22 protein-coding genes are annotated in these 26,486 nt (G+C 74.2%); 15 read left to right on the top strand and 7 right to left on the bottom strand.

Going from position 1 to position 26,486, the window contains the following annotated elements:
* Window positions 1-5 precede the first annotated feature (5 nt).
* Entirely contained in the window at window positions 6-914 is a 909-nt protein-coding gene (locus tag ACSU6L_RS24180; protein ID WP_437059974.1) for a DMT family transporter, read from the bottom strand.
* Window positions 915-955: 41 nt separating this feature from the next.
* Window positions 956-1,909: an EamA family transporter gene (locus tag ACSU6L_RS24175; RefSeq protein WP_437059972.1), complete on the bottom strand. Its 954-nt coding sequence runs from the start codon at window positions 1,907-1,909 to the stop codon at window positions 956-958.
* Window positions 1,910-2,048: 139 nt separating this feature from the next.
* Between ACSU6L_RS24175 and ACSU6L_RS24170 the strand changes: the two genes are divergently transcribed.
* Together ACSU6L_RS24170 and ACSU6L_RS24165 are read left to right on the top strand one after the other, a co-directional pair.
* The gene (locus ACSU6L_RS24170; protein ID WP_437059970.1) at window positions 2,049-2,570 is read left to right on the top strand and encodes a MarR family winged helix-turn-helix transcriptional regulator; all 522 of its coding nucleotides are present in this window, start codon (window positions 2,049-2,051) and stop codon (window positions 2,568-2,570) included.
* A gap of 48 nt (window positions 2,571-2,618) precedes the next feature.
* Window positions 2,619-3,347, top strand: a complete 729-nt coding sequence (locus ACSU6L_RS24165; RefSeq protein ID WP_437059968.1) for an alpha/beta fold hydrolase — start codon at window positions 2,619-2,621, stop codon at window positions 3,345-3,347.
* Here the strand turns inward: ACSU6L_RS24165 and ACSU6L_RS24160 are convergent.
* A complete protein-coding gene (locus tag ACSU6L_RS24160; protein WP_437059966.1) occupies window positions 3,344-4,816 on the bottom strand; it encodes an FAD-dependent monooxygenase in 1,473 nt (490 codons plus the stop codon). The genes ACSU6L_RS24165 and ACSU6L_RS24160 overlap by 4 nt on opposite strands.
* A gap of 130 nt (window positions 4,817-4,946) precedes the next feature.
* Here ACSU6L_RS24160 and ACSU6L_RS24155 point away from each other — a divergent pair, with 130 nt between their 5' ends.
* Window positions 4,947-5,528, top strand: coding sequence for a TetR family transcriptional regulator (locus tag ACSU6L_RS24155; protein WP_437059964.1), 582 nt, complete (start codon window positions 4,947-4,949; stop codon window positions 5,526-5,528).
* 124 nt (window positions 5,529-5,652) lie between these two features.
* Here the strand turns inward: ACSU6L_RS24155 and ACSU6L_RS24150 are convergent, their stop codons facing one another.
* From ACSU6L_RS24150 to ACSU6L_RS24140, 3 genes are all read right to left on the bottom strand, one after another.
* Complete coding sequence (locus tag ACSU6L_RS24150) at window positions 5,653-5,931, bottom strand: hypothetical protein (RefSeq protein ID WP_437059962.1); 279 nt, start codon at window positions 5,929-5,931, stop codon at window positions 5,653-5,655.
* 71 nt (window positions 5,932-6,002) lie between these two features.
* Window positions 6,003-8,117 (bottom strand): 4-alpha-glucanotransferase, encoded by a 2,115-nt coding sequence (malQ, locus tag ACSU6L_RS24145; protein ID WP_437059960.1) that lies wholly within the window; start codon window positions 8,115-8,117, stop codon window positions 6,003-6,005.
* Entirely contained in the window at window positions 8,118-8,345 is a 228-nt protein-coding gene (locus ACSU6L_RS24140) for a hypothetical protein (protein WP_437059958.1), read from the bottom strand.
* A 277-nt stretch (window positions 8,346-8,622) separates the two neighbouring features.
* Between ACSU6L_RS24140 and ACSU6L_RS24135 the strand changes: the two genes are divergently transcribed.
* The 4 genes from ACSU6L_RS24135 (at window position 8,623) to ACSU6L_RS24120 (ending at window position 14,199) form a co-directional block, all read left to right on the top strand.
* Window positions 8,623-11,484, top strand: coding sequence for a beta-N-acetylglucosaminidase domain-containing protein (locus ACSU6L_RS24135; protein WP_437059956.1), 2,862 nt, complete (start codon window positions 8,623-8,625; stop codon window positions 11,482-11,484).
* 125 nt (window positions 11,485-11,609) lie between these two features.
* Window positions 11,610-12,143 carry a PadR family transcriptional regulator gene (locus tag ACSU6L_RS24130; protein WP_365517287.1) on the top strand — a complete coding sequence of 178 codons (534 nt, stop codon included), beginning with the start codon at window positions 11,610-11,612 and terminating at the stop codon, window positions 12,141-12,143.
* The gene (locus ACSU6L_RS24125) at window positions 12,140-12,850 is read left to right on the top strand and encodes an ABC transporter ATP-binding protein (protein WP_437059953.1); all 711 of its coding nucleotides are present in this window, start codon (window positions 12,140-12,142) and stop codon (window positions 12,848-12,850) included. The genes ACSU6L_RS24130 and ACSU6L_RS24125 overlap by 4 nt, the downstream gene beginning before the upstream one ends.
* Window positions 12,847-14,199: an FtsX-like permease family protein gene (locus ACSU6L_RS24120; RefSeq protein ID WP_437059951.1), complete on the top strand. Its 1,353-nt coding sequence runs from the start codon at window positions 12,847-12,849 to the stop codon at window positions 14,197-14,199. The genes ACSU6L_RS24125 and ACSU6L_RS24120 overlap by 4 nt, the downstream gene beginning before the upstream one ends.
* 80 nt (window positions 14,200-14,279) lie before the next feature.
* Here ACSU6L_RS24120 and ACSU6L_RS24115 read toward each other — a convergent pair whose 3' ends face one another.
* Window positions 14,280-14,816 (bottom strand): HNH endonuclease, encoded by a 537-nt coding sequence (locus tag ACSU6L_RS24115; protein ID WP_053763139.1) that lies wholly within the window; start codon window positions 14,814-14,816, stop codon window positions 14,280-14,282.
* 305 nt (window positions 14,817-15,121) lie between these two features.
* Between ACSU6L_RS24115 and ACSU6L_RS24110 the strand changes: the two genes are divergently transcribed.
* The 8 genes from ACSU6L_RS24110 (at window position 15,122) to ACSU6L_RS24075 (ending at window position 26,484) form a co-directional block, all read left to right on the top strand.
* Entirely contained in the window at window positions 15,122-16,210 is a 1,089-nt protein-coding gene (locus ACSU6L_RS24110; RefSeq protein ID WP_437059948.1) for a mechanosensitive ion channel family protein, read from the top strand.
* Between the two features lie 179 nt (window positions 16,211-16,389).
* A complete protein-coding gene (locus tag ACSU6L_RS24105) occupies window positions 16,390-17,604 on the top strand; it encodes an ROK family transcriptional regulator (RefSeq protein ID WP_437059946.1) in 1,215 nt (404 codons plus the stop codon).
* A gap of 25 nt (window positions 17,605-17,629) precedes the next feature.
* Complete coding sequence (locus tag ACSU6L_RS24100) at window positions 17,630-18,898, top strand: 6-phospho-beta-glucosidase (RefSeq protein WP_437059944.1); 1,269 nt, start codon at window positions 17,630-17,632, stop codon at window positions 18,896-18,898.
* Entirely contained in the window at window positions 18,889-19,860 is a 972-nt protein-coding gene (locus ACSU6L_RS24095; RefSeq protein ID WP_437059942.1) for an N-acetylglucosamine kinase, read from the top strand. The genes ACSU6L_RS24100 and ACSU6L_RS24095 overlap by 10 nt, the downstream gene beginning before the upstream one ends.
* A gap of 287 nt (window positions 19,861-20,147) precedes the next feature.
* Window positions 20,148-21,578 carry a hypothetical protein gene (locus ACSU6L_RS24090; protein WP_437059940.1) on the top strand — a complete coding sequence of 477 codons (1,431 nt, stop codon included), beginning with the start codon at window positions 20,148-20,150 and terminating at the stop codon, window positions 21,576-21,578.
* A 14-nt stretch (window positions 21,579-21,592) separates the two neighbouring features.
* On the top strand, window positions 21,593-22,609 hold the full coding sequence (locus tag ACSU6L_RS24085) for a glutamate ABC transporter substrate-binding protein (protein WP_437059938.1): 1,017 nt from the start codon (window positions 21,593-21,595) through the stop codon (window positions 22,607-22,609).
* Window positions 22,610-22,636: 27 nt separating this feature from the next.
* Window positions 22,637-23,929 (top strand): hypothetical protein, encoded by a 1,293-nt coding sequence (locus tag ACSU6L_RS24080; protein WP_437059937.1) that lies wholly within the window; start codon window positions 22,637-22,639, stop codon window positions 23,927-23,929.
* Complete coding sequence (locus ACSU6L_RS24075) at window positions 23,926-26,484, top strand: tetratricopeptide repeat protein (RefSeq protein ID WP_437059935.1); 2,559 nt, start codon at window positions 23,926-23,928, stop codon at window positions 26,482-26,484. The genes ACSU6L_RS24080 and ACSU6L_RS24075 overlap by 4 nt, the downstream gene beginning before the upstream one ends.
* Window positions 26,485-26,486: the final 2 nt, after the last annotated feature.

Raw genomic sequence — 26,486 nt, 5'->3', positions numbered from 1 at the left:
CCGCCTCAGCGGCGCGCGCCCAGGACGACCCCGCCGAGGATCAGGCCCATGCACAGGAACTGCGGCCAGCCGGTCGCCTCCCCCAGCAGCGCCCAGGACAGGAGGGCCACGCAGACCGGCTGGAGGTAGTAGACGACCCCGGCGCGGCTCGGGCCGACGAGGGCGATCGCCCGGTTCCAGGCGAAGAACGCGACCGCCGAGGAGGCGATCCCGACGTACAGCAGCGGCAGGACCGTACCGGCGGTCGGCGTGAAGCCGCCCTGCACGGCGAGGCTGACGCCCTGGGCGGGCAGCAGCAGGGCGGCGCCGATGAGGAAGGTGGTGAACAGGAAGGCCGCACCGCCCAGTTCGGCGGGCTTGCTGCGGAGCAGGGCGCTGTACGAGCCGAAGCAGCAGGCGGCGGCGATCATCCACAGGTCGCCGGCGGCGAAGTGGGCGCCGCCCCGGCCGATCAGCAGCAGGACGCCGGCGCAGGCGATGAGCAGCCCGGCGACCCGGCGGCCGCCGAGCCGGACGCCGCCCACCCGCTCGAACACCGCCATCAGCACCGGCGACGCGGCCATGATCATGCCCATGTTGGCGGCGGACGTGGTCAGTGCGGCCTGGTTGACGAGCGTGTTGTAGACGGTGACGCCGAGCAGGGACGCGAGGACGACGAACCCGAGGTGCCGCCTGATGACCGCGCGCTGCCGCCAGGCCTGCCGGGCTCCGAACGGGGCGACCGCGGCGAGGGCCACGAGCCAGCGCCAGAACGCCTGCTGCACGGGCGGGACGCTGTCGTGCAGGGCACGTGAGGTGACGAAGGAGCCGGACCAGACGACCGTGGCGAGGGCGGCGAGGGCGATCCCGAGAACGGGGGCGGCCGTTCCCGGGGTGGTGGTGGAGCGGGTGGTCCTGTGCAGGACGGCGGCCACGGAGGTCCTTTCGCCGGCTGTTCGGTGAGATCGCGGTGGATCTACCGTCGCAGCGCGGGACCTGTCACGTCCATCGAAACTTCCCGATGGTTCTTTTCAGCGGAACTGAACGATGACGCGACGACAGGGGCGGGCTTCGCCGGCGTGCGCGGCGAGAGCTGCCCGGCCACCGTCGCCCCGAACGCCAGCGCCATGCCCGCCAGCTGCACCGGCGTCAGCGCCTGCCCGAGAGCGGCCCAGCCGACGACGGCCGCGGTGAGCGGGGAGAGCGGACCGAGGAAGGTGACCTGGGTGGCGCTGAGCCGTCCGATGCCACGGAACCAGAGCCAGTAGGAGACGGCGGTGTTGGCGAGCGCGAGGTAGAGGTAGCCGCCGGCGGCCGGGCCGTCCAGGGCGGGCGGCGCGCCTTCGACGAGGAAGGCGACGGGGGCGATGATCAGCCCGCCGGCGGTGAGCTGCCAGCCGGTGAGGGCGAGCGGACCGACTCCGTCCGGCCGGCCCCAGCGCTTGGTCAGGACGGTCCCGGCGGACATGGAGGCGGTGGAGCCGAGGGCGGCGAGGACACCGAGCGTGTCCAGGGCGCCGGCCGCCTTCAGCACGACGAGACTGACACCGAACGCCGCCGCGACCCCGGCGAGCACGGACCGCGCGGTGGGCCGCTGCCCCAGCAGCAGAGCGGACAGCCCGACGACGAACAGCGGCCCGACCGAGCCGACGACCGCGGCCATGCCGCCCGGCAGCCGGTACGCCGAGAGGAACAGCAGCGGGAAGAAGGCGCCGATGTTCAGCGCGCCGAGCACCGCCGCCTTCAGCCACCAGATGCCGCGCGGCAGCACCCGGGCGAGGGCGAGCAGCAGCAGACCTGCGGGCAGGGCCCGCATCAGACCGGTGAAGAGGGGGCGGTCCGGCGGCAGGAACTCGGTGGTGACGGCGTAGGTGGTGCCCCAGGAGACGGGGGCGAGGGCGGTGAGCAGAACGGTCGCGGACCGCTTCATGACCGGGTCCCTTCAGCGGAGGGGGGGCTGCGCGGGAGATCAACTCGACGTCAGCTTGATGGCAAGTAGCTTACCGCTAAGCTAGTTTCCGTCAAGCTACTTTCTTGCGACCGAGTGTCCGAGAGCGGATACTCCTCCCATGACGCAGAGCCCCCGGAGCAAGCCGAGCGAGCCCGCCCCCGACGCGGTGGACGCGATCATCGAGCAGTGGGCCGCCGTACGCCCCGACCTCGACACCCGCGCGATGGAGGTCTTCGGCCGCGTCTACCGGCTCTCCCGCGCGATGGCCGACCGCACGGAGAAGGCGTACGCGCGCTTCGGCATCTCCCGGGGCGAGTTCGACGTCCTGGCGACGCTGCGCCGCTCCGGCGAGCCGTACACCCTCTCCCCGCGCGAGCTCTCCGCCACCCTCATGCTCACCACCGGCGGCATGACCGGCCGCCTCGACAAACTCGAACGCGCGGGCCTGCTCCGCCGCTCCCCCGACCCCCACGACCGCCGCGGCCTCCAGGTCACCCTCACCGACGAGGGCCTGTCCGTCATCGAACAGGCGGTCGGCGCGGGCGTCGAAACCCAGACGGAGGCCTTGTCCTCCCTCACCGACGAACAGGCCGACCACCTCGCGGACCTGCTGCGCCGGCTGCTGGCGACGACCGCGTAGCCGCCCGCACCCGCGTAGAGTCGGCTGGTCGGCACCGGGGGGGGATTGATGGCGGCACCAGGCGCGGTACCAGTACCGATCGCCTTCGTCCACGGGACGCGTTTCAGCGCGGGGCAGTGGAGCACGCAGCTCGCCGCGCTCCGGGACGAGTTCCCGGTCGTCGCCGTCGACCTGCCCGGGCACGGGAAGCGCTCGGCCCAGCCCTGGAGCCTGGACAGCGCGACCGAGGTCATCGCGTCCGCGGTGGACTCGCTCGGCCACCGGCCGGCACTGGTCGTCGGGCACTCGCTCGGCGGATACGCCTCGCTGGAGTTCGCGCGGCGGCGTCCGGAGCTCGTGCGCGGGCTGGTCCTCGCGGGAGCCAGCGCCTCCACCCGCGGTCCGTGGGCCGTGCCGTACCGGTGGGCCGCCGGGCTGGTGCCCCGCATACCGGAGCATCGACTGGCCCGGTGGAACGACCGGTTGCTGCGGCGGCTCTACCCGCCGGAGGTGGTCGAGGCGACCATCCGTGCCGGTTACGCCTTCCACACCCTGCCCGCCGCCTGGGGCGAGGTACTGGGACGCTTCGACGCCGACGCGATGCGCTGCCTGAAGGCTCCGGTACTGATCCTGAACGGCGAGAAGGACACCGTCTTCCGAACCGGCGAGGCGGACTTCGCCCGCGCGCATCCCGACGCTCGCGTCGAGCTGATCCCCCGAGCGGGACATCTCTCGAACTTCGACGATCCGGACGCCTTCACCGACGCCGTCCGCCGCTTCGCCCGGCAGCTCGGCTAGGCCCTGCCGCCCACATGTGTGGCCAGGGCGTCCTCCACGTCCACCGGAGTGGCCGACTCCGACACCCAGGCCGCATAGCCGTCGGGGCGGACGAGGAGGGTCGTACGGCGGTCGGTCGCCCAGCGGGCGGTCGTGAGGCGGTCCTCGCGGCCGTCGCCCGCCTCGTGCCCGTCCGGCGCGATCAGGACGAACCGGCCGCCGCGCAGGGCCTCGTAGAGGCGGCCGCCACCGGCGAGGGCGACGTCCGGGACGCGGGTGCCCGTCAGCGGGTGCGTGCCGCGGGGTGCCGGGTAGCGGTAGCCGATGCCGGTGATCTGGCCGACGGCCCTGCGGCGGGCCGGGGCCGCGTGGTCGAGGAAGCTCGTCAGGGCCGCGCGGAGGGCGAGGGTCCAGGGGCGCTTGGCCATGGCGAGGCGGACGATGCCGCCGCTGCTGCGCAGGACCGCCTTGCCGACGGGGTGGCGTTCGGACTGGTAGGTGTCGAGGAGTTCCGGGCCCGCGTGGCCGTGCAGCACCTGGGCCAGCTTCCAGCCGAGGTTGGCCGCGTCCTGCATGCCGGTGTTCATGCCCTGGCCGCCGGCGGGGCTGTGGACGTGCGCGGCGTCCCCGGCGAGGAAGACGCGGCCCATGCGATAGGTGGGCGCCTGGCGTTCGTCGCTGTGGAAGCGGGACATCCAGCGGGCGTCGTGCATGCCGTAGTCGCGGCCCAGCGCGAGGCGGGTGATCTCCTTGATCTCCGCCAGGTCGAGGGGCGTGTCGTCGGGGACGTTCCGGCCGCGGTGCCAGCCGATGACGCGGTGGTAGCCGTCCCCGAAGGGCGCGATGAAGGCGAAGGCGTCACCGACGGCGTTGACGGTGAGCAGGCCTTCCGGCTGCTCGGCGAGCAGGACGTCCGCGAGGACGACCGAGCGGATCACCGAGTGGCCCGGGAAGGGGATCCCGACGGCGGTGCGTACGGCGCTGCGCATGCCGTCGGCGCCGACGGCGTACGCGGCGCGCAGTGACGCGGGCGTGCCGTCCGCCTCGACGACCTCGACCGTGACGCCGTCCGCGTCCTGGCTCAGGCCGGTCACCTCCGTCTCGTACCGGAAGTCCACGCCCGCTTCCACCGCCCGCCGCTTAAGGATCTTCTCCACCTCGTACTGCGGGGTGATGAGGACGTGCCGGAAGCGGGAGGGCAGGGTGCCCAGGTCGATGGTGAGGCTGCCGAAGAGGCCGAGGCGGTCGAGGGGGCGGCCGACGGCCTCCAGTTCGTCGGCGAGGCCGCGGGCGTCGAGCTGTTCGAGGGTGCGGGCGTGCACGGCGAACGCGCGGGAGAGGTTGCTGATCTTCTGGGGGCGCTTTTCGAGGAGGGTGACGGGGACGCCGGCGGTGGCGAGGTCACCGGCGAGGAGCATGCCGGTGGGGCCGGCGCCGACGACGATCACTGTGTCGGGGGTGGTGCCGTCGGTGCCAGTGGTGCCGTTCATGGTGGCCTCCTGGATGTCAACGCCTGTTTGCCAACAGTCGTTGGTCAACACCTGTTGGCAACAACGTAGAGCGGCCCGGCCGTCAAGTCAACACTTGTTGGCCAACACTCGTTGACTTACCCTCGTCCGCATGAGCGACACCGACCCCGACACCCGCAGAGCCCGCCGCTCCGACGCCACCCGCGTCGCCATCCTCGACGCGGCCCGCGAACGCTTCGCCGCCGACGGATACGACCGCGCCACCATCCGGGCCATCGCCAGGGACGCGGGCATCGACCCGTCGATGGTCATGCGCTACTACGGCAACAAGGAGGGACTGTTCGCGGCGGCCGTCGCCGTCGACCTGCAACTGCCCGACCTCTCCGCCCTGCCGCGTCCCACCGTGGGCCGGGCCCTGGTGACGCACTTCCTCGGCGTGTGGGAGGAGAACGAGGTGATGACCGCCCTGCTGCGGGTCGGTGTCACCGGCCAGGCCGGGGCCGAGCGGATGCAGGGCATCCTGCGTGACCAGGTGCTGCCGGTCACCCGCCAGGTCTGCCCGGACCCCGAGCAGGTGCCCGCGCGGGCCGTGCTCGTCGCGTCGCAGCTGCTCGGGCTCGCGCTCACCCGGTACGTGCTGCGCGTCCCGCCGGCCGTGGCGCTGCCCCGCGAGGAGATCGTGGCCTGGCTGGCGCCGACGCTCCAGCGCTACCTCACCGCGCCGAGCCCCTGACACCGGCTAGGACGGGCTTCGGCACCGGAAAAGAACACGCCGAGGGCGCCGGCCTCACCGTCGTACGGCTGACGCGCGTACGTGCGGCGAGGCCGGCGCCCTCGGCGGAACGTGTGGGTGTCGGTCAGGCCTCGGAGGCCGTGGCCTTCGTCTTGATGTTCCTGGTGGTCACCCGGTGCTTCTCCTGGGACTTGTCCAGGACCATCACCAGACCCGCGATGACCGCGAACAGCACGATCGGGGCGATGACGTACAGACCCAGCGTCTCGATGACGCTGAGGCCCGAGCCGGGGTCGTCGCCGTCGTCGCGCTTCAGCGCGCTCGCGGGAGACGACATGAGCAGCATCATCAGCGTCGTACCGGCGGCCAGGGCGCCGGCGCGCAGGGCGTTCTTCTTGTCCACGGTCCCAAAAGTAGCGAACGCCGGTCGGGGCCGCGCGCCCGGGGTGCCGTACGAGGCGCGGCCCCGGTGCGTCATCGCCCCGCCTCGGCCCGCAGCACCTCGACCAGGGCCCGCAGCCGGGCCGAGCCCGTCAGCTCCTCCAGCGGCATCGGCCGGCCCCGCGCGTCCGCGACGGGCAGCCGCCAGTTCGGGTACTGGTCCCAGGTGCCGGGCAGGTTCTGCGGGCGGCGGTCGCCGACGCCGTCGGGAAGCCAGACGCCGACCATGCGGGCCGGGGTGCGCAGCAGGAAACGGTGGACGGCCTGCACCTCGGCCTCCTCCGACGCCCCGTCCGAACCGCCGCCGGTGCCGGGCAGCAGGCCGAGCCGGGACAGGAACGCCAGCCACTCCGCGGTGTCCGCCGCCGCCTCCGCGCGCTCGTCGGCGAGCGGGCGGGCGAGCAGGCCGAGCCGGTCGCGCAGGTCGACGTGTTCGCCGGTGAGCCGGGCCGCGGTGGGCGGCAGGTCGTGAGTGGTGGCGGTGGCGAGGCAGTCGGCGCGCCAGGCCTCGGGGGGCAGGGGGCTGCCGTCGCCGTCCCAGTCACGTTCGAACCAGAGGACGGACGTGCCGAGCACACCGCGCTCGCGCAGCCGTTCGCGGACGCCGGGCTCCACGGTGCCCAGGTCCTCGCCGATCACCACGGCGCCCGCCCGCGAGGCCTCCAGCACCAGGACGGCGAGCATGGCCTCGGCGTCGTAGCGGACGTAGGTGCCCTCGGTGGGCGGCTGCCCCTGGGGCACCCACCACAGGCGGAACAGGCCCATGACGTGGTCGATGCGCAGCGCGCCCGCGTAGCGGAACAGGGCGCGCAGCAGGGAGCGGTAGGGGGCGTAGCCGGTCGCGGCGAGGCGGTCGGGGCGCCAGGGCGGCAGACCCCAGTCCTGGCCGCGGGCGTTGAACGCGTCGGGTGGGGCGCCGACGGACATGCCGGCGGCGAAGTACTCCTGCTGGGCCCAGGCGTCGGCGCCGCCGGGGTGCACACCGACCGCCAGGTCGTGGACGACGCCGACGGGCATGCCCGCCTCGCGCGCGGTGCGCTGGGCGGCGCGCAGCTGGCTGTCGGTGAGCCAGGCGAGGCGGCAGTGAAGGTCCACGCGGTCCATGAGGCCGGCGCGGGCCCGGGCGGTCTCCGGGGAGCGGGGGTCGCGCAGCCCGGCGGGCCACCGGTGCCAGTCGGAGCCGTGGACCTCGGCGAGGGCGTTCCAGGTGGCGTGGTCCTCCAGGGCCTGGCCCTGGGCGGCGAGGAAGTCGTTGTAGGCGGCCTGCCGTCCGGGGCCGAGCGGGACCCGGCACAGCAGTTCCAGCGCCTCCCGCTTGAGCTCCCAGACGGCGTCCCGGTCGATCAGCGCGCCCTTGTCCAGCACCGCGTCCCGCAGCTTGCCGGCCCGCTCCAGCAGCGCCCTCAGCCGCTCGCCGTCCGGGCCGCCGACGGCGTACGCGTACTCGGGGACGTCCTCGATCCGCAGGTGCGCTGGGTCGGGGAAGCGCCGGGAGGAGGGGCGGTACGGGGAGGGGTCGGTGGGGGCGCCGGGCACGGCCGCGTGCAGCGGGTTGACCTGGACGAACCCGGCGCCGAGGGTGCGGCCCGCCCAGCCGGCCAGCTCACCCAGGTCGCCGAGGTCGCCCATGCCCCAGGAGCGCCGGGAGAGCAGCGAGTACAGCTGGACGAGCAGGCCGTAGGCGCGGCCGGGCGGGCTGGGCAGCCGGGCCGGGGCGACCACCAGGTGGGCGTCGGCGGTGCGGCCGTCGGGCGCGGTGGCGGTGAGACGGTGGACGCCGGGCGGCAGCTGGTCGGTGGTGGTGTGGGTCTCGCCCTGCTCGGTCTCGATCCGCAGCCGGGTGCCGGCGGGCAGTGCGGCGACGGCCTCCGGCGGCGCGCCGCCGGCCCAGCGGACCAGTGTGGGCGGCAGCAGCCGCTCGTCCCGTTCCCGCAGGCACGCGGTGAGCGCGGCGCGTACGGCCTCGGGGGTGCCGGCGTCGACGTCGAGCGCGCGCAGGGCGCGGACGACGGCGGCGGCCGAGGCGGTGACCGTGCGGTCGGGGGACGGCCGGTAGGAGGTGGCCACGCCGTGCAGCCCGGCGAGCCGGGTCAGCTCCTCGCCGGGAAGCTCGTCCTCGAGAGGGGGTGCCGGGCGGGGCGCGGTCATCTACGGCCTCATGGAGTCGGCGTCCGGAGTGGCGAGCGGCGGCTCGCTGGTGAGGGGTTCGGCGTCGGGGAGCGGGGGTTCGCTGGTGAGGGGGGCCTGGGCGCAGGCGCCCTCGGCGCTGAAGGAGCACAGGTGGGGCTCGGGGCCCGGTTGTTCCGGCAGGTGGGCGGAGATTTCCGCCGTGGGTTTGGACAGGGCGGTGATGAGAAGGTGTGCCGGTGCGGCCACGGTGGCCTCCTTGTCGGTCGCGGTCCCGCCGCCGAGTACGGCGCCGGGAAGGTCGGGCCCTGCCGGATCACGACGGGGCCTACCGCAGCCCTACCCAGTGAACGCGTCGGCAGACGCCCGAATGACGAACAACGCACTTCTCGCCACATTCCACGCCCACCCGCCCTCTCCAGATTCCGGCAATCCGCGCATTACGGCCACCCCCGTTGACACCCTCACCCCCGGATGGTGGGCTCGGTCACCCGTGACGGAGCCGTGCGAGAACGAGGAGGGGCCCGTGCAGCTGCGGCGTGGAAAGGGCGCGGCCGCGCTCGCGTTCGCCGTCGTCGCCGGAGCCCTGGGCGGCGCCCCGGCCGCCGTGGCGGCCCCGCCCGCGCCCGGCACGGCCGCGCAGACGCCGGAGTCGGCGTCCCCCGAGCTCTCCGTCTGGCCCCGCCCCCAGTCGCTGCGCGCCACCGGCACGCCCGCCACCGTCACCGACGAGGTCGCGCTGGTCACCGACGGCACAGCCGGCCCGTCCGACCTGGAGGAGCTGCGCGCGGTGCTGCGGGCGGCGGGGGCGCGCCGGATCGCGGCGCTCTCGGCGGGCGACCCGCTGCCCCCGGGCGTTTTGGTGGTGCGGGTGGGCACGGAGCGGGCGCGCGCCGGTGACCGGCAGGCGCTGCCCTCCGGCGGCTACCGCCTCTCCGCCGGCCCCTCGGGCGTCACCCTCTCCGGCGCGGGCGAGGACGGCCTGTTCCACGCGGTGCAGACGCTGCGTCAGCTGGTGCGCCCCGACGGCACGATCGCGGGCGCCGACGTCCGCGACTGGCCCGGCACCGCCGTGCGCGGCATCACGGAGGGCTTCTACGGCACCCCGTGGACGCATCAGGAGCGGCTCGCCCAGCTGGACTTCATGGGCCGCACCAAGCAGAACCGTTACCTGTACGCCCCCGGCGACGACCTGTACCGGCAGGCCCGCTGGCAGGAGCCCTACCCGGCCGGGCAGCGCGCCGAGTTCCGGGAGCTGGCGGAGCGGGCGCGCCGCAACCATGTGACGCTCGGCTGGGCGGTGGCGCCGGGCCAGGCGATGTGCTTCGCGTCGGACGCGGACGTGCGGGCGCTGAACCGGAAGCTGGACGCGATGTGGGCGCTGGGGTTCCGGGCGTTCCAGCTCCAGTTCCAGGACGTCAGCTACAGCGAGTGGCACTGCGAGGCGGACGAGGAGCGGTTCGGGTCGGGCCCGGAGGCGGCGGCGCGGGCCCAGGCGCGCGTGACGAACGCCGTGGCCCGGCACCTGGCGGAACGTCACCCCGGCGCGGCCGCACTGACGTTGATGCCGACCGAGTACTACCAGGACGGCACGACCGACTACCGGAAGGCGCTGGCGGGCGCGCTGGACGCGGACGTGACGGTGGCGTGGACCGGCGTCGGGGTGGTGCCCCGGACCATCACCGGGCGGGAACTGGCCACCGCGCGGGAGGTGTTCCGGCATCCGCTGGCCACCATGGACAACTACCCGGTCAACGACTACGCGCCCGGCCGGGTCTTCCTCGGCCCGTACACGGGCCGGGAACCGGCCGTCGCGACCGGCTCGGCGGCGCTGCTCGCCAACGCGATGGAACAGGCCACGGCCTCCCGCATCCCGCTGTTCACGGCCGCCGACTACGCCTGGAACCCGCGCGCCTACCGGCCCCAGGAGTCCTGGCGGGCCGCGATCGACGACCTGGCGGGCGGCGACGACGGCCGGGAGGCGGCGCTGGCGGCGCTCGCCGGGAACGACGCGTCGTCGGTGCTGGGCGGGACGGAGTCGGCGTATCTGCGGCCGCTGATGGCGGAGTTCTGGCGCACGCGCGCGGGCGGCGACGAGGGCGCCGAGCGCCGGCTGCGCGACGCGTTCACGGTGATGCGCGAGACCCCGGACCGGCTCGCGCCGACCGCGCTGGCCGACGAGGTGGCGCCCTGGTCCGAGCAGTTGTCCCGGTACGGCGACGGGGGCGTGCTGGCGCTCGACATGCTGCGCGCCCAGCGCGCGGGCGACCCGGCGGCGGCCTGGACGGCGTACCGCGCCCTCGGCGAGCTGCGGAAGCGGCTCGCGGAGTCCCGGGTGACGGTCGGCGAGGGGGTGCTGGACCCGTTCCTGGCGCGGGCGCAGCGGTCGTACGAGACGTGGGCGGGTCTGGACGGCGAGCCCGACGCGCGGCCCGGCGAGCCCGCCGACGGCCGCACGGTGCGCTTCGCGCGCGCCCGCACGCTGAGCGCGGTGACGGTACTGACCGAGCCGGGGACCGGCGGGACCGTGGAGGCCCGCGTGCCGGGCGAGGGCTGGCGCCCGCTCGGCGGCCTGGACGCGTCCGGCGCGACGGAGCTCCAGGCCCGGCTGCGCGCCGACGCCCTGCGCGTCACCGGCCCCGCGCCGTCGCGCGTACGGCATCTGGTGCCCTGGTACGCCGACTCGCCCGCCGCGTCCCTGGGCGTGGCGCGCGACGAGGTGGACGCGGACATCGGCGGGACACGGCGGATCGAGGTGCGGTTGGCGTCCCTGCGGCCGCAGGAGGTGCGCGGGCGGCTCACCGCCGAGGCGCCGAAGGGCGTCGACGTGCGGGTGCCGGAGGGCGTGCTGGCCCTGCCGCGCGGGACGGCGGTCGAGGTGCCGGTCGAGGTGCGCGTGCCGCGCGGGACGCCCGCCCGGTCGTACGACGTCAGGCTGGCGTTCGGCGGGGTGAGCCGTACGGTCACCGTCCGCGCGGTGCCGCCCACCGGCGGCCCGGATCTGGCGCGTGCCGGCACCGCGCGGTCCTCGGGTGACGAGACGCCCGACTTCCCGGCGGCCGCGGCGAACGACGGCGACCCGGAGACCCGCTGGTCGTCGCCGGTGGCGGACGGCGCCTGGTGGCAGGTGGAGCTGGCCGCCCCGGTCCGGCTGGGCCGGGTGGTGCTGCACTGGCAGGACGCGTATCCGTCGGCGTACCGGATCCAGGTCTCCGCGGACGGCCGCCGCTGGCGCACGGCGGCGACCGTGCGGGACGGCCGCGGGGGCCGCGAGGAGCTGCGCATGGACGAGCGGGACGTGCGGTACGTGCGGGTGCAGGGCGACAAGCGGGCCACGCAGTACGGCTATTCGCTGTGGTCGGTGGAGGCGTACGCGGTCCGGGACTGACCCCCGGGGGCGGCGGCTCGTCGCAAGTCTCTCGTCCGAGGTCCCTCGCCCGAAGTCTGTCGTCCGGAAGTTTTTTCGCGGGCCGCTATTCACTCAGTACATATACTGAGTACATAATGATCGGCATGAGCACCCGCCACATCCTGCTCGGGCTGCTCGCCGCCGGTCCCAGCCATGGCTACGACCTCAAGCGACGGCACGACGAACGCTTCCCGCAGGCCCGTCCGCTGGCCTACGGGCAGGTGTACACGACCCTGCAACGACTGGTCCGCGACGGACTGGCCGAAGTCGACGGCACCGACGCCGACGGCGGCCCCGAGCGCACCCTGTACCGCTCCACCGAGGAGGGCACCGGCGAACTCGCCCGCTGGGCGGGGGAAGTCACCCCGCCCGCGCCGTTCGTCGCCAACGAGATCTTCGCCAAGGTCGTCGTCGCGATCCTCGCCGACGGCGACCCCGAGCGGTATCTGCGCGACCAGCGCGCCGCGCACATGGCGCGGATGCGCGAGCTCACGGCGGTGAAGACCGCCCCGGGCGCCGATCTGTCGACGGTCCTGTCCGCCGACTACGCCCTCACCCACCTCGACGCCGACCTGCGCTGGATGACCACCACCGCGGCCCGGCTGACGACCCTGACCGCGGAGGTAGACCCCACATGACGGCCGACCACAGCACCGCACCGCTGCTCGCGGCCCGCGGCCTGGTCAAGGCGCACGGCAGGACGGAGGCCCTGCGCGGCGCCTCCGTCGAACTGGCGGCCGGCGAGATCCTCGCCGTGACCGGCCCCAGCGGCAGCGGCAAGTCCACCCTGCTGCACTGCATGGCCGGCATCGTCCGGCCCGACGGGGGCGCGGTCGCCTACGGCGGCGAACGCGTCGACCGGCTGCCGGAGGCCCGGCTGAGCGAGCTGCGGCGCACCGAGTTCGGCGTGGTGTTCCAGTTCGGGCAGCTGATACCGGAACTGACCGCGCTGGACAACGTGGCGCTGCCGCTGCTGCTGGCCGGGCAGGGCCGCGGGCAGGCGCACACGGCGGCCGGGGAGTGGCTGGAGCGGTTCGGGGTGCGCGGGCAGGGCGAGCTGCGGCCCGGCGAGCTGAGCGGCGGCCAGGCGCAGCGGGTCGCGCTGGCGCGGGCCCTGGTCACCGGCCCGAAGGTGGTCTTCGCCGACGAGCCGACCGGGGCGCTGGACTCGCTCGCCGGGGAGCAGGTGATGACCGCGCTGGTGCACGCCGCCCGTGAGGCCGGCACCTCCGTCCTGGTGATCACGCACGACGCGCGGGTCGCGGCGTACGCCGACCGCGAGGTGTCCCTGCGCGACGGCACGGTGGTCGCCGAGGGCGCGGACGTGCGGGAGGTGGCCTGGTGAGGACGGATCTGCGACTGGCCCGGCTGCTGGTATCCGGCTCGGACCGGCGCGAGTGGTGGCGGATCACGCTGACCGCGTTCGGCGCGCTGCTCGCGACCGGGATCGCGCTGGTGGCGGTGGTCCTGGGCGCGCTGCGCGGCCACCACCCGATCGGCTTCGCCGGCGGCCTGCCGGCCAACCCCGGGGAGCGCCGGGGCATCGTGATCGCCCTGCTGCTCCTGCTGGTGCCGGTGTTCGGGTTCCTCGGGCAGTGCGCCCGGATCGGCGCGGTGCACCGGGACCGGCGGCTGGCCAATCTGCGGCTCGCGGGCGCCACGCCGCGGCAGGTGCGGCGGATCGCGGCCGCCGAGGCGGGCCTGACGTGCCTGGCGGGCTCGCTGCTCGCCACCGTGTTCTCGGTGCTGGTCCTGCTGACGAACTGGCAGGTGCCGTCCGGCTACGCCTGGGCGGGCATCGCGGCCGTGGCGGCCGGTGTCCCGGTGGTGGGCGCCGCGGTGAGCGTGCTGGCGCTGCGCCGCGTGGTGGCGTCGCCGCTGGGCTGGGTGCGCCGGGTGCGGCCGCAGACCCGGCCGGGGCTGATGTTCCTGGCGGCGGTGGTGCTGTTCACCGGTGCCGCCTGCCTGGCGTACGTCTCGATGTCGGACCACCGCAGCCGCGGTGCCGTCCTGTCCGGGCCGCTGCTGGTGTTCACCCTGCTGCTGGTGACGGGGACGGCGGCGCTGTGGCTGGTCGGCGCGACGGCCCGGCTGACCGGGCGGCTGCTCGCGGCCCGCACCGAGCGTCCGGCGGTGCTGATCGCGGCCGAGCGGCTGCGCGACGACCCGTGGGCGGCGGCCCGTACCCATGCGGCCGTGCTGCTGGTGACCGTCGTGGCCACCGCGTTCGTCGGCATCCGGCGGACCCTGCTGGAGGTCCTGAACTCACAGAAGCACCTCGCTGAGTCGCGGGACTTCTACACCAGCGGCATCGACCTGACCGCCGCCGCCATCGGCGTCGCCCTGCTGATCGTCCTCTCCGGGCTGGCCGTCGGCACCGCCGAGTCGCTCGCCACGCGCCGCCGCGGACTGGCCGCGCAGGCCGCCGCCGGGGTGCCGCGGGCGGTGCTCGGCCGGGCGCTGCTGCTGGAGACCGCGCTGCCGCTGGCGCCCGCGGTGCTGCTCGCCGGCCTCGGCGGGATGGCGATCGGCACCGGGTACGCCGCGCTCACCGACGACGGCGGCAGCCGGTCGGTGCCGTGGGCGGCCCTGCTGGTCCCGGTCGCCGTCTACGCCACCTGCCTGCTGGCCGCGGCGACCTCGCTGCCGCTGCTGCGCCGGTCGGTGCACCCCGGCGAGCTGCGGTACGCGTAACGGTCCTGCCGGGGACCGGGGTGGACGGGGGTCTCCCCGGTCCCCCGCTCAGGACCGCCGCCATGCGAAAGCCCGGGTCGTCAGGCTGAGATGCCGTCGATCCGGGCCAAGGCGTCGTCCGCGCCGTACGGCTGCAGGTACGGCAGCCAGCGCGGGTCCCGGTGGCCGGTCCCGATGATGCGCCAGGCCAGGCCGGTGGGCGGAGCGGGTTTGTGACGCAGCCGCCAGCCGATCTCGCCGAGGTGGCGGTCGGCCTTCACGTGGTTGCAGCGGCGGCAGGACGCCACCACGTTGTCCCAGACGTGTTTGCCCCCGCGGCTGCGCGGGATGACGTGGTCGACGCTGGTTGCGACGCCACCGCAGTACATGCACCGGCCCCCGTCGCGGGCGAACAGCGCCCGGCGGGTCAGAGGAACGGGCCCCCGGTAGGGAACCCGCACGAAACGCTTGAGCCGGACCACGCTGGGTGCGGGGACTGTGACGGTCGCGCTGTGCAGATAGGCGCCGGACTCCTCGAGACATACGGCCTTGTTCTCGAGGACGAGGACGAGCGCGCGGCGGAGCGGTACGACGCCGAGGGGCTCGTACGACGCGTTGAGGACCAGGACATGCGGCACGGATGCCTCCTTGTACGCCGGCGGCGCGTGGCTCGCGCCGGGACGATCTGCAGTCAGTCTCCCCTCATGCCTGGTGAACGCGCCACCATGTCCCGGTAACGGGCTGGGAGTGTTTTCGACCACATCTGATTCATCCCCCAGGTGGGGACCGGTTCAAGCCCTGGTGAGTCCCGTCTCTCCTTCACGAACCGGGCGGGTGCACTCACAATGCCCCGTTAGTGTGGTGGTTCTGCCTGTCCGGTGACCTTTCCGTGACCTGAGCCACCCCGCCCGACGGCAGACCGCTGCACCTGGAGGTTCCCGCCGTGTCCTTGTCCGCCGTCCTACTGGCCGCCGGCTCGTCGCCGTCACCCTCCCCCTCGGAGACGGCCCCGTCGGTGCCGACGCTCCAGGACGCCCAGCAGAGCGCGAGCAACGCCGCCGGCTGGGTCGAGGAGAACTGGTCCACGTGGCTGGCGATCGGCCTGCGCGTGCTGCTGATCGTGGTGATCGCGGCGGTGCTGAGAGTGGCGGTGCGGCGGGCGATCACCAAGCTGATAGACCGGATGAACCGCACCGCGCAGGCGGTGGACGGCACGGCGATCGGCGGCCTGCTGGTGAACGTGGAGCGCCGCAGGCAGCGCTCACAGGCGATCGGCTCGGTGCTGCGCTCGGTGGCGAGCTTCCTGATCCTCGGCACCGGCGCGCTGATGATCCTGGCCATCTTCGAGATCAACCTCGCCCCGCTGCTGGCGTCGGCGGGTGTCGCGGGTGTGGCGATCGGTTTCGGCGCCCGCAACCTGGTCACGGACTTCCTGTCCGGCGTGTTCATGATCCTGGAGGACCAGTACGGCGTCGGCGACCAGATCGACGCGGGCGTCGCGTCCGGCGAGGTCATCGAGGTCGGCCTGCGGGTCACCAAGCTGCGCGGCGACAACGGCGAGATCTGGTACGTCCGCAACGGCGAGGTCAAGCGGGTCGGCAACCTCTCCCAGGGCTGGGCCACCGCCGGGGTGGACGTCACCGTCCGCCCGTCGGAGGACCTGGACCATGTCAAGGCGGTCCTCACCCAGGTCGGCGACACCATGAGCAAGGAAGAGCCCTGGAACGAGATGCTGTGGGGCCCGGTCGAGCTCCTGGGCCTGGACAGCCTCCTGCTGGACTCGATGGTCGTACGCCTCACGGCGAAGACCATGCCGGGCAAGGCCCTCACCATCGAGCGGGAGCTGCGCTGGCGGATCAAGCGCGCCTTCGACGCCGAGGGCATCCGGATCGTCGGCGGCCTGCCGGCCCAGGCGGACGGTGACGCCGACGCGGATCCGACGGCGGGCATGGCGGCGCCGTCGGTGTTCGCCAACTCCACCTCCCCGCAGTCGGCGGCGGCCTCCCCGATCTCTCCGCCGCTGTCGAAGTAGGCCGTTCCGGGGACCTGCCCGAACCCTTTTCCCAGTGCTTGGCGCCCCTGTCGGCGGCGAAGTCGCCGCCACAGGGGCGTCGTCGTGTCTTGACGGCTCGTTCGCGGCGCCACTAACTTCCTCGCACCGACGTACCGACAGGAAACCTTCCTAACAGTTACTGGCAGGTGGCGACTCGGATGGCAGGAACCTCGGACACCCCGGGCACCCCCCGCGTGCTGCGCGCCATGAACGACCGGGCCGCCCTCGACCTCCTCCTGGAGCACGGCACCCTCTCGCGCACCCGGATCGGCAAGCTCACCGGCCTGTCCAAGCCCACCGCCTCCCAGCTCCTCGCCCGCCTGGAAGCCGCCGGACTCGTCCGGGCCACCGGCACCAGCGAGGGCCGCCCCGGTCCCAACGCCCAGCTGTACGCCCTCGACCCGGCCGCCGCCCACGCCGCCGGCCTCGACGTCACCCCCGAGTACGTCCGGGCCGCCGTCGCCGACATCACCGGCCGCACCGTCGGCGTCCACGAGGTGGCCACCCCCGGCCGGCGCCCGGACCGGCCCGTCGTCCAGCAGGTCACCGAGGCCCTGGACGGTGCCGTGAAGGCGGCCGGGCTCACCCGGGACGCCCTCCACCGGCTGGTCGTCGGCACCCCCGGCGCCTTCGACCCCAACACCGGCCGGCTGCGCTACGCCTCGCACCTGCCGGGCTGGCACTCCCCCACCCTGCTCGACGAACTCGCCGCCGCCCTGCCGATGCCGGTCGAGTACGAGAACGACGTCAACCTCGTCGCGGTCGCCGAGCAGCGCCTGGGCGCCGCCCGCGGGCACGACGACTTCGTGCTGCTGTGGAACGAGGGCGGTCTCGGCGCCGCCCTGGTCCTCGGCGGCCGGCTGCACCGCGGCTGGACCGGCGGCGCCGGCGAGGTCGGCTTCCTGCCGGTGCCGGGCACCCCGCTGGTGCGCCAGGTCACCAGGGCGGGCAGCGGCGGCTACCAGGAACTGGCCGGCTCCCAGGCGATCCCGGGCCTGGCCCGCGAGGCCGGTCTCACGGACATCCCGACGGGCCCACACGCCGAGGTCGCCGCCGCCCTGCTGGCCCGCGCCGCGCGGCAGCCGGACGACGAGCGCCACCAGCGGTTCCTGCGCGCGTACGCGACCCGCCTCGCCACCGGTCTCGCCTCCCTCGTCTCCGTCCTGGACCCGGAACTGGTCGTCCTCAGCGGCGCCTCCCTCACCTCCGGCGGGGAGCCGCTGCGCGCCCTGGTCCAGGCCGAGCTGGCGGAGCTGGCCGCGTCCCGGCCCCGGCTGGTCGTCGGCGGCGTCACCGGACACCCCGTACTGCGCGGCGCGCTGGAGAGCGCGCTCGCGAGCACCCGCGACGAGGTCTTCGACACCTCGCGCTGACCCCTCAGTGAAGGGTTGACGACGTATGAAACTCACCGTGGTGGGCGGCGGTTCCACCTACACCCCCGAACTCGTCGACGGCTTCGCCCGGCTCAGGGACACCCTCCCGGTCGACGAACTCTTCCTGGTCGACCCGGCGGCGGACCGGCTGGAGCCGGTGGGCGGTCTGGCCCGCCGGATGTTCGCCCGACTGGGCCACGACGGCCGGATCGTCACCACCGCGGACCTCGACGCGGCGGTCGACGGCGCCGACGCCGTGCTGCTGCAACTGCGCGTCGGCGGCCAGGCGGCCCGCGAGCAGGACGAGACCTGGCCGCTGGAGTGCGGCTGCGTCGGCCAGGAGACGACCGGCGCGGGTGGCCTCGCCAAGGCGCTGCGCACGGTGCCGGTGGTCCTGGACATCGCCGAGCGGGTCCGCCGGACCAACCCCGGCGCGTGGATCATCGACTTCACCAACCCCGTCGGCATCGTCACCCGCGCCCTGCTCCGGGCCGGGCACAAGGCGGTCGGGCTGTGCAACGTGGCGATCGGCCTGCAGCGGAAGTTCGCCGCGCTGCTCGGTGTGGAACCCGCCGCCGTGCACCTCGGGCACGTGGGCCTCAACCACCTCACCTGGGAGACCTCGGTGCGCCTGGGCGGCCCGGACGGCGAGGAGGTGCTGCCGAAGCTGCTCGCGGAGCACGGCGACGCCGTCGCCGCCGACCTGCGGCTGCCCCGCGCCCTCCTGGACCGCCTCGGCGTGGTCCCCTCGTACTACCTGCGCTACTACTACGCCCACGACGAGGTGGTCCGCGAGCTGCGCGCGGGGCCGTCACGGGCGGCGGAAGTCGCCGAGATGGAACGCGAGTTGCTGCGGATGTACGCGGACCCGGCGCTGGACTCCAAGCCGGAGCTGCTCGCCAGGCGGGGCGGTGCCTACTACTCGGAGGCGGCGGTGGACCTGGCGGCGGCCCTGCTCGGCGGCACCGGCAGCGCGTACCAGGTGGTGAACACCTACAACCGGGGCACCCTGCCCTTCCTGCCGGACGACGCGGTGATCGAGGTGCCGGCGGCGGTGAGCCCCGCGGCCGGCCCGGTGCCGCTTCCCGTGCCCGAGGTGCACCCGCTGTACGCGGGTCTGATGGCGAACGTGACGGCGTACGAGGACCTGGCGCTGGAGGCCGCCCTCCACGGGGGCCGCAACCGGGTCTTCCAGGCGCTCCTCGCGCATCCCCTCGTCGGCCAGTACGACCACGCCGACGCCCTCACCGACCGGCTGATCGCACACAACCGGGAGCACCTGGCGTGGGCCTGACCGCGGAAGTCCTCGCCGTCGACGCGGGCAACAGCAAGACCGACGTCGCGGTCGTCGCCGCCGACGGCACCGTCCTGGCCACCGCCCGCGGCGAGGGCTTCCGCCCGCCGGCCGTGGGCGTGGACGCGGCGCTGACCACCCTCGCGCGCACCGTGGCCCGCGCCTTCGACGCGGCGGGCGTCGGCTCCGTCTCCCATGTCTCGGCCTGCCTCGCCAACGCCGACCTGCCCGTCGAGGAGGAGGCCCTGACGGCCGCCCTGGACGCGCGCGGCTGGGGCGCGAGCGTCGAGGTCCGCAACGACACCTTCGCCATCCTGCGGGCCGGGGTCACCGAACCGCGCGGCGTCGCCGTCGTCTGCGGCGCCGGCATCAACTGCGTCGGCATGCGCCCCGACGGCCGCACCGCCCGCTTCCCCGCCCTCGGCAGGATCTCCGGGGACTGGGGCGGCGGCTGGGGCCTGGCCGAGGAGGCACTGTTCCACGCGGCCCGCGCTGAGGACGGCCGGGGCCCGGCGACCCGGCTGGCCACCACCCTGCCCGCGCACTTCGGCCTGACCTCCATGTACGCCCTGATCGAGGCCCTGCACCTGGGCCGCGTCCCCGGGGCCCGGCGGCACGAACTCGCGCCCGTCCTGTTCGGCACCGCCGCGTCCGGCGACCCCGTCGCGCGGTCCCTCGTCGACCGGCTCGCCGACGAGATCGTCACCATGGCCGTGGTCGCCCTCGGCCGGCTCGGCCTGCTGACCGAGGAGACCCCCGTCGTCCTCGGCGGCAGCGTCCTGGCCGCCCGGCACCCGCAACTGGAGGAGGGCGTACGGGAACTGCTGTCCGCCCGCGCCCCGAAGGCGGTCCCGCACGTCGTCACGGCCCGGCCGGTGCTCGGAGCGGCGCTGCTGGGGCTGGACCGGGTGGGGGCGGGCGCGGACGTACGGGCGCGGCTGCGGGGCCACTTCAGCGCCTGACGCTCACCTGACCGTCGAACAGGGAGCCGTGACCGTCGCACAGGGAACCGAATCGTCACAAGCGGCGTATACAGAGCAGGGGAAGAGCCAGGGGAGAGCCAGGGGAGCGTGGGGGAAGAGCAGGGGGCGAGTGGGGGCATCGCCGGGGGCGAGGCTGGGGAAGGACGGGGAGACGGGGAAGGGCGCGGCGCGCACTGCGATCCGATCAAGATCGAGTGAAGGCCGGTGCGGATGTCGTCGCGGGCAGCGATACTTGCGGCGACAGATGGCCATGGGGGAGGTCAAGCGTGACACAGACGCCGAAAAGCACCGCGGCACCGCCGCCGCCCGTCCCGGTGTCGGCACCGGCATCGGCTCCGGCGCCCGCACCGGTGCCCGCGCCGGACGTGGCCGCCCGCCGCACCGCGTTCGCGGAAGGCGTGGACCGGCTGCGCGCCGCCGCCACCACGGAACCCGGCCGGCTGCGCGTCATCGGCGCCGTCCTCGCTTTCCTCGTCGTCGCCTTCGGCGCCGTCACCGCCTGGCAGACCACGGACCGCGCGGCCGCCGCCGACGACGTCCTGACCAACAGCCAGCCCCTGACCTCCGCCGCCGCCGACATCTACCGCTCCCTCGCGGACGCCGACACCGCCGCCTCCAGCGGCTTCCTCGCCGGCGGCCAGGAGACCAAGGCCGGCAGAGACCGCTACGAGAAGGACATCCGCACCGCCGCCACCAAGCTGGTCACCGCGGCGAACAGCTCCGACCCCGGCTCCCCGTCCGCGCGGACCATCGCCGAACTCAACCGGCTGCTCCCGGAGTACAAGGGCCTGATCGAACGCGCCCGCGCCAACAACCGCCAGGGCTACCCCCTCGGCGGCGCCTACCTGCGGTACGCGAACAACAAGATGCAGACGGAGATGCTCCCTGCCGCCGAGGAGCTGTACACCTCCGAGAACCGCCGCCTGCGCGGCGACTACGACGACGCCACCCCCTACCCGTGGGCGGCGATCGCGCTCGGCGTCATCGCGCTCGCCGCACTCGCCTGGGCCCAGCGCCGCAACTACCACCGTACGAACCGGGTGCTGAACCACGGCCTGGTCGCCGCCACGGCGGCCACCACCGCCGTGCTGCTCTGGCTGGTCGTCGGCCACAGCGTCGCCCGCGCCGGACTGAACGACTCCTACGACCACGGCGTGCGCTCCCTCAACGTCCTACACGACGCTCGCATCGCCTCCCTCAAGGCCCGCGGCAACGAGAACCTGACCCTGGTCAACCGGGGCGCGGAGACGGTCGAGGTGGAGCCCGGGAAGTTCGAGGACAAGTTCGACGTGGCGTACGAGGCGTCGATGAAGGACCTCGCCGAGGGGCTGGCCCGGGCCGCCGACCTCGCCGACGACACGGCGGGCGAGCAGCCCGTCGAGGCCGCCACCGGCAACATGGACGTCTGGCAGGACCGCCACCGGCAGGCCCGCGACGCCGACGACGCGGGCGACTACCAGGCGGCCCTCGACAAGGTCATCGGCACCGAGAGCGACGAGCCGACCGGCGAGTGCTTCGACAACGTCGACAGCAACCTCCAGACCGCGATCGCACACGAGGAACGGGAGTTCGAGCAGGCGGCCGGTGACGGCCGGGACGCGATGACCGGCCTGGCCGCCGGCGCCGCCGTCTTCGCCGTGCTGGGCGCGGCCGGCGCGGTGCTCGGCATCGGCCGCAGGCTGTCGGAGTACCGGTGAGAGGGGGCGTGACGATGTACGCACGACGTGTGCGGGCCGGGCTGAGGGGCTGGGGCGGCGTCGGCGTGATGGCGCTCGTCTGCGCTCTCGCCGTGGCGTTCGCCCTGCTGCTGCCGCACACCCAGTCGCACCGTGACGGCGGCACCGGCCAGGGCGGCCAGGGCGTGGCCGAGGGCACGCCCGCGAAGGCCGACGCGTGCGAGGACCCCCAGGACCGGAGCCTGCCCCCGTCGAACGCGGAGGGCTCGGCGATCGCCGCCATCAAGCGGCGCGGCTACGTCTCGGTCGGCGTCGACCAGAACAGCTACCGCTGGGGCTACCGGGACCCCAACAGCTCGGCGAAGACGGTCGAGCTGGAGGGCTTCGACATCGACCTCGCCCGCCGGATCGCCGAGGAACTGCTCGGCTCCCCCGACAAGATCCGCTTCAAGGCCATCCCCACCAACCAGCGCGTCCCGGCGATCCAGAGCGGCCAGGTCGACATGGTGGTCCGCACGATGACCATCACCTGTCAGCGCCTGAAGGACGTCGCGTTCTCCGCGCCGTACTTCCTCACCGGCCAGCAGGTCCTCGCGCCCGACTCCTCGGCCGTCAAGGGCTACGACGACACCCTCGCCGGCAAGCGCGTCTGCTCCGCCGAGGGTTCGACGGCGTACGAGAAGCTCGCCGCGGACCGCGAGTCGGGGAACCTGCCCGCCTCCACCGACATCTCCACCACTGTCCCCAACCAGCTCGACTGCCTGGTCCGGCTCCAACTCGGCCAGGTGGACGCGGTGGTGACGGACAGCGCGCTCGCCGCCAGCCAGGCCGCGCAGGACCCGACGGTGGAGCTGAAGGGCGACCGCTTCACCACCGAGTACTACGGCGTGGCGATGAAGAAGGGCGCGGACGATCTGGTACGCCGGGTCAACCGGATACTCGAGGACTACCGCGAGGACGGCGGTTGGAAGGAGTCGTACGACGACTGGCTGTCGGCGACGCTGGGCGAGGACTCCGAGTCGGCGACTCCGCCGACGCCGCGTTACAAGTAACCGCAACCACCACACGAGAGGTGATCGATGGGCGTCACGGGAACCTCCGGTCCGGTCATGGACAGGGACGAGGTGGACCGTGCGCTGGCGCGGCTCGGTGCGGAGCACGAGGCGATAGAGACCTCCCTGCTCGCCCTCCAGGACCACGCGGGCCGCCGGCTCCTGGAAGGCGCCGAACTCACCGGCGTCACCCGGGAACGCTGGGCCGCCACCGAGGCGGCGATCACCCTGCTGTGGACGTACTTCGACGCCTACACGGCCGCCCTGCGCAGCGCCCGGGAGATCCGCTCCCGCCGTCGCTGGTCCAGCCGCGACGACCTGGTGGAGCTGACCGAGCTGCTGCGCGGCGAGTCGGTCACCGTCGCCGGCGGCACGGGCCGGCTCAGCGACCACTTCTCGCTGGCCACGCTCGTCGACCGGATGAACGAGCTGTACGCGACCTCGCTGGACATGGTGGTCGCCGCCGACGCGGTGTGGTCCGCGCTGCCCGCACGGATCGATTTACTCGCCGCCGAACTCCAGCGCACCCGCACGCTCGCCCACTCGGTCGGCGTCCGCCCCGGCGAACACCCCTCCGGCGACGACCTGGAACGCATCACGCGCACGCTGAGGAAGCTGCGCGAGCAGGTGGTGTCCGACCCGCTGGCCTACTGGAAGCCCGCCGAGGGCAGCTCCGCGCCGGGCGGCGGCAAGCCCGACACGACGGTGTACGACCGGGAGGCGCGCGCCCTGGAGGAGGTGCGCCGGGAGATCGACGCGGTGCTCACGGTCCGCCAGGACGCCGAGCAGCGCCTGATCAGGCTGCGGGACCTGCTGTCCCGCGCGGACCGCACCCTCGCCGAGGCGCGCACCGCGCGCGGCGAGGTCCTCGCGAAGATCGCGGCGACGGAGGTGCCCGTGGTCAGCGGCCCGCCGACCGTGCTGCAGGAGCAGCTGGCGACCGCCGCCGAGTACCGCAGACAGGCGCAGTGGCACCGCCTCTCCCCGCTCCTGGAGTCCCTGGAGCAGAAGGCGGAGGACGAACTGCTGCGCGCCCGCGAGTCGTTGACCGCGGTCACCGCGCCGCTGGCGGTCCGCGCCGAACTGCGCGGCCGGCTCGACGCGTACAAGGCGAAGGTGGCCCGGCACGGCCTGGCGGAGGACCCGCTGCTGGTGGAGCGGTACGACGCCGCGCGCCGCATGCTGTGGAGCGCGCCCTGCGACCTGCGCGTCGCCGAACAGGCGGTGCTGCGCTACCAGCAGGCGGCGGCCGAACTGCTCGGCGCCCCGCGCGTACCGGGGCAGGGCGGGCCCGTGGACCAGAGGGGGGATGCGTCATGACCGAGGCGTCGCACGCCTGCCAGCGCCCCGACTGCTCGGGGACGTACGAGGACGTCGGCGGCGGCGAACTGTACTGCGACACCTGCGGCCTGGCGCCGGTCGTGTCGGCGACCGGCATGGTCGGCTCGCCGCCGACGGGCGTGACGGGCGGCGGCGGCCGGGGCTCCGCGGGCAGCGGCAGCTCCCGCTCCGGCAGCCGGGGCAGCTCGCGTACGTCGTCGCAGTCGTCGAAGTCCCGGCGCTCGGTGTCGGGGCGGCTCTCACGCTCCGTGTCGGGCCGGTCCACCAGCCGCTCGGTGTCGGTGCGCAGCTCCGGCTCCGCCTCCGCGTCCAGCGGGCGCGGGCGGCTCGGCGCGGGCCTGGTCCAGGTGCCGGACGTGCCGCGCCCCGACCCGCGGGCGATGGTCCTGGAGAACCCGGAGGTGCCGGAGCGCAAGCGGTTCTGCTCCCGCTCGGACTGCGGGGCGCCGGTGGGCCGCTCGCGGGGCGACCGGCCCGGCCGTACGGAGGGCTTCTGCACCAAGTGCGGACACCCGTACTCCTTCGTCCCGAAGCTGCGGTCCGGCGACATCGTGCACGGCCAGTACGAGGTGGCGGGCTGTCTGGCGCACGGCGGACTCGGCTGGATCTACCTGGCCGTGGACCGCGCGGTCTCCGACCGCTGGGTGGTCCTCAAGGGCCTGCTGGACACCGGCGACCAGGACGCGATGGCGGCGGCGATCTCCGAGCGGCGGTTCCTCGCGGAGATCGAGCACGCGAACATCGTGCGGATCTACAACTTCGTCGAGCACCTGGACCAGCGCACCGGCTCGCTCGACGGGTACATCGTCATGGAGTACGTCGGCGGCAAGTCCCTGAAGGAGATAGCCAACGCCCGCCGCACCCCGGAGGGGCACCGCGACCCGCTGCCGGTGGAGCAGGCCTGCGCGTACGGCATCGAGGCGCTGGAGGCCCTCGGCCATCTGCACAGCCGCAACCTGCTGTACTGCGACTTCAAGGTCGACAACGCCATCCAGACCGAGGACCAGCTCAAGCTGATCGACATGGGCGCGGTGCGCCGCATGGACGACGACGAGTCCGCGATCTACGGCACGGTCGGCTACCAGGCGCCGGAGGTCGCGGAGGTCGGCCCGTCGGTCGCCAGCGACCTGTACACGGTCGGCCGCACCCTCGCCGTGCTGACCTTCGACTTCCAGGGCTACACCAACGTCTACGTCGATTCCCTGCCCGACCCCGACACCATCGACGTCTTCCGGCAGTACGAGTCCTTCTACCGCCTCCTGGTCCGCGCCACCGACCCCGACCCGGCCCGCAGGTTCGCCTCCGCGCAGGAGATGGCGGAGCAGCTGACCGGCGTGCTGCGCGAGGTCGTGTCCCTCCAGACGGGACGCGCGCGGCCCGCGCTGTCGACGCTTTTCGGCCCGGAACTGCGGGTGACCGACAGCGAGTTGTTCCCCGCGCTGGACGGGGAGGTGTCGCGGCTCGGGGCACGGGCTGTGCGGTCGGGGCGGTCGCGGCGCGGGGCGCCCGCGGCGGCGGGCGTGGTGGCGGCTGCGCCCGTGGGGGCGGCGGTGCCCGTGGGGGCGGCGGCGACAAGCCTCGCGCCGGCGTTGGTCAAGCCCGTACAGACCCCCACCTCCGCACTCGCCCTGCCCGTCCCGCACGTCGACCCGGGCGACCCCAACGCCGGTTTCCTGGCCGGGCTGCTGACGTCCGCGACGGCCGAGCTGATCGCCGCCCTCACCGCCGTACCGGCGCAGTCGGCCGAGACCCGGCTCCGGCAGGTCCGCGCGCTTCTGGAGAACGGCGACACGGCGGCCGCGCTGAACGTCCTGGCCGCGCTGGAGGCGGAACGCCCCGACGACTGGCGGGTCGTCTGGTACCGGGGTGTCGCCGCGCTGGTGACCGGCGACCACGAGGGCGCCGCGCTCGCCTTCGACGCGATCTACGACGCGTTCCCCGGCGAGACCGCACCCAAGCTCGCCCTCGGCCTGTGCGCGGAGGTGCTGGGCCAGTTGGACAACGCGGCCGAGTACTACCGGCTTGTGTGGTCGACCGACCCGAGCTGTGTGAGCGCCGCGTTCGGACTGGCCCGCGTGCAGCTCGCCTCCGGTGACCGGCGGGGCGCCGTACGGACGTTGGAGTCGGTGCCGGAGTCGTCCATCCACTACACGGCCGCCCGCGTCGCCGCCGTCCGCGCCCGGCTGCGGCAGCGCACCGCGACCGCCTCCGACGTACCCTTCCTGGACGATCTGACCGCGGCCGCCGGTCAGGTCGAGGCGCTCGACGCGTACGGTCTGGACCCGACGCGGCGCGAGCAGTTGGCCACGGAAGTGCTCGGCTGTGCCCTGGACTGGATACTCTCCGGTGGCCAGGGTTCCGTCCTCCCCGCCGCCGGGGGACGGACACTGCTCGGCAGCGAACTGGACGAACGAGGCCTGCGTTTCGGCCTGGAGCGTTCGTACCGCACGCTGGCCCGGCTGGCGCGAGGCGGCGAGGAGAGGATCGACCTGGTGGAACGTGCCAATCGTTACCGCCCCCGGACGTGGGTGTAGTT

Origin of the sequence: Streptomyces sp. enrichment culture (assembly GCF_964272855.1) — a bacterium.
Lineage (GTDB): Bacteria > Actinomycetota > Actinomycetes > Streptomycetales > Streptomycetaceae > Streptomyces.
The sequence above is the reverse complement of the archived record's forward strand: the minus strand, read 5'-3'. Positions and strand labels throughout refer to the sequence as shown.